The sequence below is a fragment of the Polaromonas sp. genome (assembly GCF_012927415.1).
GTDB lineage: Bacteria > Pseudomonadota > Gammaproteobacteria > Burkholderiales > Burkholderiaceae_C > Polaromonas.
This window is the reverse complement of sequence record NZ_JABBPF010000148.1, coordinates 1-5419: the sequence shown is the minus strand read 5'-3', so window position 1 is coordinate 5419 and position 5419 is coordinate 1. Positions and strand designations below refer to the sequence as shown.

At 60.7% G+C, this 5419-nt stretch carries 5 protein-coding genes; 1 reads left to right on the top strand and 4 read right to left on the bottom strand.

Annotated elements, in window-relative coordinates; translation table 11 throughout:
- Window positions 1–298: 298 nt before the first annotated feature.
- A complete protein-coding gene (locus tag HHJ19_RS12570; protein ID WP_296907909.1) occupies window positions 299–748 on the top strand; it encodes a hypothetical protein in 450 nt (149 codons plus the stop codon).
- Window positions 749–988: 240 nt separating this feature from the next.
- On the opposite strand, the gene HHJ19_RS12565 is transcribed toward HHJ19_RS12570, so the two are convergent.
- The 4 genes from HHJ19_RS12565 to HHJ19_RS12550 form a co-directional block, all read right to left on the bottom strand.
- A complete protein-coding gene (locus tag HHJ19_RS12565) occupies window positions 989–1252 on the bottom strand; it encodes a hypothetical protein (RefSeq protein ID WP_296907906.1) in 264 nt (87 codons plus the stop codon).
- Window positions 1253–1262: 10 nt separating this feature from the next.
- On the bottom strand, window positions 1263–2759 hold the full coding sequence (locus HHJ19_RS12560) for a DUF4331 domain-containing protein (protein WP_296907904.1): 1497 nt from the start codon (window positions 2757–2759) through the stop codon (window positions 1263–1265).
- Between the two features lie 230 nt (window positions 2760–2989).
- The gene (locus HHJ19_RS12555) at window positions 2990–4504 is read right to left on the bottom strand and encodes a cobyric acid synthase (RefSeq protein ID WP_296907901.1); all 1515 of its coding nucleotides are present in this window, start codon (window positions 4502–4504) and stop codon (window positions 2990–2992) included.
- Window positions 4501–5419, bottom strand: a 919-nt coding sequence (locus HHJ19_RS12550; protein WP_296907898.1) for an aminotransferase class I/II-fold pyridoxal phosphate-dependent enzyme, incomplete at its 5' end; no start/stop codon positions are given. The genes HHJ19_RS12555 and HHJ19_RS12550, both read right to left, overlap by 4 nt.

The following is a 5419-nucleotide window of genomic DNA, read 5'->3' as shown; positions in this document are numbered from 1 at the left end:
CAGCACCCGGCCCCGGGGGGCCCGGGCCGCGCGGGCCGTCTTCACCGGTCGGGCGAGTATACCGGCCCTGCGACCGCTCAAATTCCCGGAATGCTACTACTTTTATAGCGCACCAAAACCGTGCTTATTGGACTTGTGGCTTTTTTTTATGAAAAACCAGCCAACAGTCCAGCGCAAGGCCCGGCAGTTCCGGGCGACGGCGCTGCAGCGCCGGCATCTTCACAATATTCCTTAATAATGATCTCCACTCACGTTAAATCGCTCCCCGCCGTCGCCCTCACCACCTCGGAGTCACCATTTGCAAAAGTTGTCCCTTATCGCCGCCCTGCTTTGCTGTTTTTGCACTGCGCAGGCGGCCGAATCCGTAGCGGCCACTCATTCAACCACAGCCGCAAGCCCAGTTGGCAACCCGCTGGCAGGCAGCTGGAGCTGGAAGCCGTCCGGCAAGTCATGCCTTGAAACCCTTCATTACCGCACCGACGGAACCCGCGCGGGAACCAGCGGTGAAGAAGTGACGCAGAGCCGTTACGAGCTAGCAGCGATGCCGAGCCTGCTGGGCTTTTACCGCTTGGTTGAAACCGTAACGGAGTCCAACGGCAAACGGGATTGCTCGGGTGATCTGCATGAAGCATCGGGTGAACCGCTCACCCGCTTCATCCAGTTAAGCCCGAAACGCGACCAGTTCATCGTCTGCAAGAAGGAAGAACTGAAGGCCTGCTTCGGGCCTTTGAGGCGGTTGAAAGAATAGCAGACGCGCTCGCCCAGCGCGAGCCAAGCGCTGAGGTTGCCGAGCGCCCGACGGCTGGACCCGCGTGGCCAATCCGCTTTGCGGCAATTGCCGTGATGCTCGCACAACAACCACCTGGCTCCCCAAGGGCCGCTCATCCCACCCCTACGGACCCAGCCACCGCCAAGACCCTTTCGTCAGGCGTTGGCCGACCTGCAGCTGCCCTCATCAATGATCGCGGGCTTGCGGTCGGCCTGCGCCCTAACCGTCCAGTGATGCAGGTTCGGAGTTTTCGGGAGTCGTCACCGAAATGGCGTCAACATCTCTTGGCTCGCTGTCGTCACGGCTGGAGGCAACGACATCGCTCACCACCTTGAAAAAGCTGTCTTGCGTTGCCGCGCCATTGCCGTGGCCAAAACCTGCATCGCCACCGCCGCCACCATCTCCCCCATCTCCACCACAGGCAGCGACCGCAAGGGTCAGGACCGATAAGGCGGCCACCTTGAAGAAAATATGATTACCCATCATTTTCTCCTCAGTTGTTGCCGGGAATTGGCGTATTCAGATAGGGGAAAGTGACCTTGAAGGTGCTTGCATCCTTACGAACGCCGTCGGTAAGCGCCAAGCCGCCGGCCGGTGCGTCGGCTGGTTTGCAACCCACTTTCAGGGTGTCGCCAGTACCGGTCAGGGCACAGAGTGCGCCCATGGCTACCCGCAAGGACAGGTCAACCACATCGTCACCAGGGCGGCGCCCGTTCGGATAGCCGGCCTTGTCACCGCCTGGAACCCCGAGCGGATTTTGCGCCGCGGCAGCAACCGGCGCAATCGTGGTGTTCAGCCGCATCATTTCCGACGGCACCACATTTTTAGGTTGATTCAGTCCCTCCAGCCCTTTCAGAAATACCGTGACCAGATCGGTACGCGGAAAATTGGTCGGGGCTTTGGCGTCTGGAAACAAAGTCTCCACGACGGCCGGCAAGGTCGGGTTGGTGACATAGTTGAGGAACTGGGCATCACCGGACGGTTTCGAGGCGTTGAAACGATCCTTGTCATCCATCCCGATCACCACTTCATTGACCAGCGGCATGCCCAAGCGCGACACCTGGCTCCAGGCGCCACCTTCTTTGGTGGCATTGTTAAAACCCTTTGGTGACGGGTTGATCAGCCGCCCCTGTCGCAAGCTGGCCGTTGTGTATGCACCAATGACCGGCTCACCACCAGCCGTCAGGCAGGAAATGGGCACTTCGAGCGCAATCGAGCTGACGTTCTTGCCTTCGAGGTCATTTTTGTTGCCCCCCACCTCGGCCCCCAAAGGGTTCAGGTTGAACAGGTCAAAAATCTTTCCTACCGCGATGTAAAACGACTCCTTGCGCTGGCCGACGAATACCTTGCCTTCGCCGCAGCCAGGAATGGCCACGCGATAAATATGCTGGTTCGCATAGCTCTCATAACCGCTGGCACTGCCAAATGCCTTGTCGCCGATGTTGTCCACCGGTTTGTCAAATTCAGCTGCTCCGCCGACCGCGTTGGTCAGGCGCGTTCTGCCTCCGTTACGCCGGTCACCCCTGACCAGATCGACGGTATAGGTTTCACGCACATTGAGCTTGGGATCATTGACCGCGCTTATCGCGCCCGAGTTGATCAGCGGGATCAGTACGTTCTTGTCTCCGATTTTCAGCGCCAGTTTGTTGGACGTATTCTTGAAGCGGAACTGGAATGTCAGATGCTCTTTCGCATCGCCGACGTTATCGATGTGGATTTCATACAACCCGTTCTGGTCGAACTGGTAAAAATTGGGGCCGCCCTGCGGGTCCTGGAAGGGGATGTAATTGGCGATGAGCGTGACGTAATCCTGTCGACCCGCCTCATAACTTCGAAACATGTACAAGTCAGTGCCGTCAACCTTGGACTGATTGCTTATGAAGGGCGCTTCCCGGTGGCTCGACGCAGTGGCTGGCACTGCGTACATGAGCGCGAGCGCGCCAGTAGCCGCCGCGGTACAAACAATATTTCTTCTGGAAAAACTGGGCATGACGACTCCTGATAAGTTGATGGAATATTCCGATATCAGGTTCGTTTATGCAAGTTTGCAAATTTGTAGGAATAGGTTGATATGCGCTGTCGGAATAGTGTGTTGTTCAGCCCATGAATGACCAGGCGCCGGCAACGCTTTTGTTTCACGATCCGACAGGCATGCAGCGCCGCACGAACAGATCCGTTTTTTGTGGATGAACTGCCTGAACGGTTTTTGCAGCAAGGGCTTTAGCGTGCCGCAATCAGAGACTGCAGCACGCCAGGCTCAAAATGCTGGTCGACGTAATCGGCCAGCCCTTCAAAAACCGAATCAAGCGTCGGCACGGTTGCGCCAAACAGCGCTTGAAGCACGCGCGGGTCTTCAAACATGCCGTGCAGATACAGGCCCAGGACATTGCCTGTGGCGTTTTGCCAGGCCAGGCCTTCGGGCATGACCGGGTAGGCAAGGTCGCCCGCAGCGGCCATGGCTGAATGCAGCGCGGTCTGGCCGTGGTGGATTTCATAACCCCGCACCTGTACGCCCGACAAATGAGACCAGAGCCCCCGCACCCCCTCAAACGCAGCCTGCCAGTGCTGCACGGTTTTGGTTTCATCGAACCGGGTCACCACCGGCAGCAGCCCCAGGCCGGGGCCGTTGCCGTCAATGCCGTGCGGGTCAATCAGCGCCTCGCCCAGCATTTGCAGACCGCCGCAGATGCCCAGCACCGCACCGCCCTTGCCGGCGTGAGCGGCAATCGCCCGGTCCAGCCCCTGCGCCCGCAGCCAGGCCAGATCGCTGCTGGTCTGTTTGGAGCCCGGCAGGATGATCCAATCGGCAACGACCAATTCGGCCGGGCTGCGCACCCATTTCAGGCGTACACCGGGAACATTTTTAAGCGGCTGGAATTCGTCAAGGTTGCTGATGCGCGGGTAGGCGATGACCGCAATAACCGGCGCCTTCACCCGGGCCGCCGGGTCGCCCCAAGGCCGAGCTACTTTCTCGGCTGGCAGAGGAGATACGCCAGTGCCGAACGTAGTGACCATGTCAAAAACGCCGTCTTCTTCTGGCAGGCCGTGCTGCCACCACATCGGCAACGTGGCCACCGTGGGGACGCCGGTCAGGTCTTGCAGCATCTGCGGCCCCGGCGCGAGCAGGCTGGCATCGCCCCGGAACTTGTTCAGCACAAAGCCCTTGATCAGCTGACGCTCGGCGTCGTCCAGCATGGCCCAGGTGCCGTAGAGGTGCGCAAACGCGCCACCCCGGTCAATGTCGGTGACCAGCAGGCAGGCGGCGTTGGCATGAAGAGCCACCCGCATGTTGACGATATCGCAGGATTTGAGGTTGATCTCGGCGGGCGAGCCTGCTCCCTCAATCACCACCACGTCGTTCTCGGTCATCAGCTCGTCCAGCGCCTGCGCCACCACCGGCCAAACCGACAGACTCCGCCCGCGCCATTCCATACGCGAAAGTTCGGCGTTGACCTGCCCCATCAGCACGACCTGGCTTCGGGTGTCTTTTTCGGGCTTCAGCAGCAGTGGGTTCATGCGCACATCGGGCACCGCGCGCGCGGCCAGCGCCTGAAAATACTGGGCGCTGCCGATTTCGCCATCGGCCACCACACGGGCGTTGTTGCTCATGTTTTGCGCTTTGTAGGGCGCAACTTTCAAGCCCTGCCGGGTGTAGTAGCGACACAGCGCGGTAGTCAGCCAGCTCTTGCCAGCGCCGCTGGTGGTTCCTAAAACCATAACGCTTTTTGCGGTCATTGACTTGCCTTGATGAGTTCATGCCAGAGACTGCGCAGTGCGTCCTGCGCGACGGGTGGCAGCACGCTGATGCGCACATGACCAGGCAAGCCAAACGAGGCGGTATCGCGCAGCTTGATGCCCTGGCTTCGCAGCTGGGCCAGCACTTGCTGCAGGCTCAGGCCTACGGGCAATACCGGCCTGGCGCAGAAAAAATTGGCATCGCTGGGCAGGCAGGTCCAGCCCATGGATTCACACAGGGCAATTTGCCGTGCTTTCCAGTTGCGCAGGATGGTGAGGCTGTTGGCCAGCCAGTCCTGCACGTCGGCACGGCACCAGGCTTGCAGCATGGCCACGCCATGCGCTCCCGCCGGCCACGAGGCGCAGAGTTGGTCGAGCGCCGGGACTGCTCCACGCGCGCCCACCGGCGCAATCGCGTAGGCGGCGCGCACGCCGGTCAAACCCAGCGCCTTGTTGGGCGTCCAGAGCTGCCAGACGGTTTGCAACTGTGCCGGAGTCAGGGTCGATGCGCCGCTCAACCGCAACGGTTCGTAGGCGCAGTCGAGTACCAGCGCGGTGCTTGTCGCGCATCCATCGGCCAGTTCACGCAAACCGGCTTGCGCCGCGCCAAGCGGGCTGGAGGGCTCACAGGCCCAAAGCAACTGGGCCTTGCCAGCACAGGCCACCACTGCCAGCCGATGCGCGCGCGCGGCTTGCGCATAGTCTCCGTAGCTGTGCGGCGGCAACCAGATGGCGCGCCCACCCTTCCGCGCTGCCAGCGCTGTCGCGCGAAAAATGAACTCACTGGCGCTGGCCGCCAGCAGCACGCGTTGCACGTCCACACCGTGAAAAGCGGCCAGTTGCTGGCGCAGCGCGCTATAGCTCGCGTCAGGATATTGGCAGGCGTCGGCTTGTCGCACGGCGGCAAGCGCTGCC

Bases quoted from the DNA above. Each gene is read 5' to 3' on its own strand.
- HHJ19_RS12565 (WP_296907906.1), bottom strand. From the start codon at position 1,252: ATGGGTAATCATATTTTCTTCAAGGTGGCCGCCTTATCGGTCCTGACC.
- HHJ19_RS12560 (WP_296907904.1), bottom strand. From the start codon at position 2,759: ATGCCCAGTTTTTCCAGAAGAAATATTGTTTGTACCGCGGCGGCTACT.
- HHJ19_RS12555 (WP_296907901.1), bottom strand. From the start codon at position 4,504: ATGACCGCAAAAAGCGTTATGGTTTTAGGAACCACCAGCGGCGCTGGC.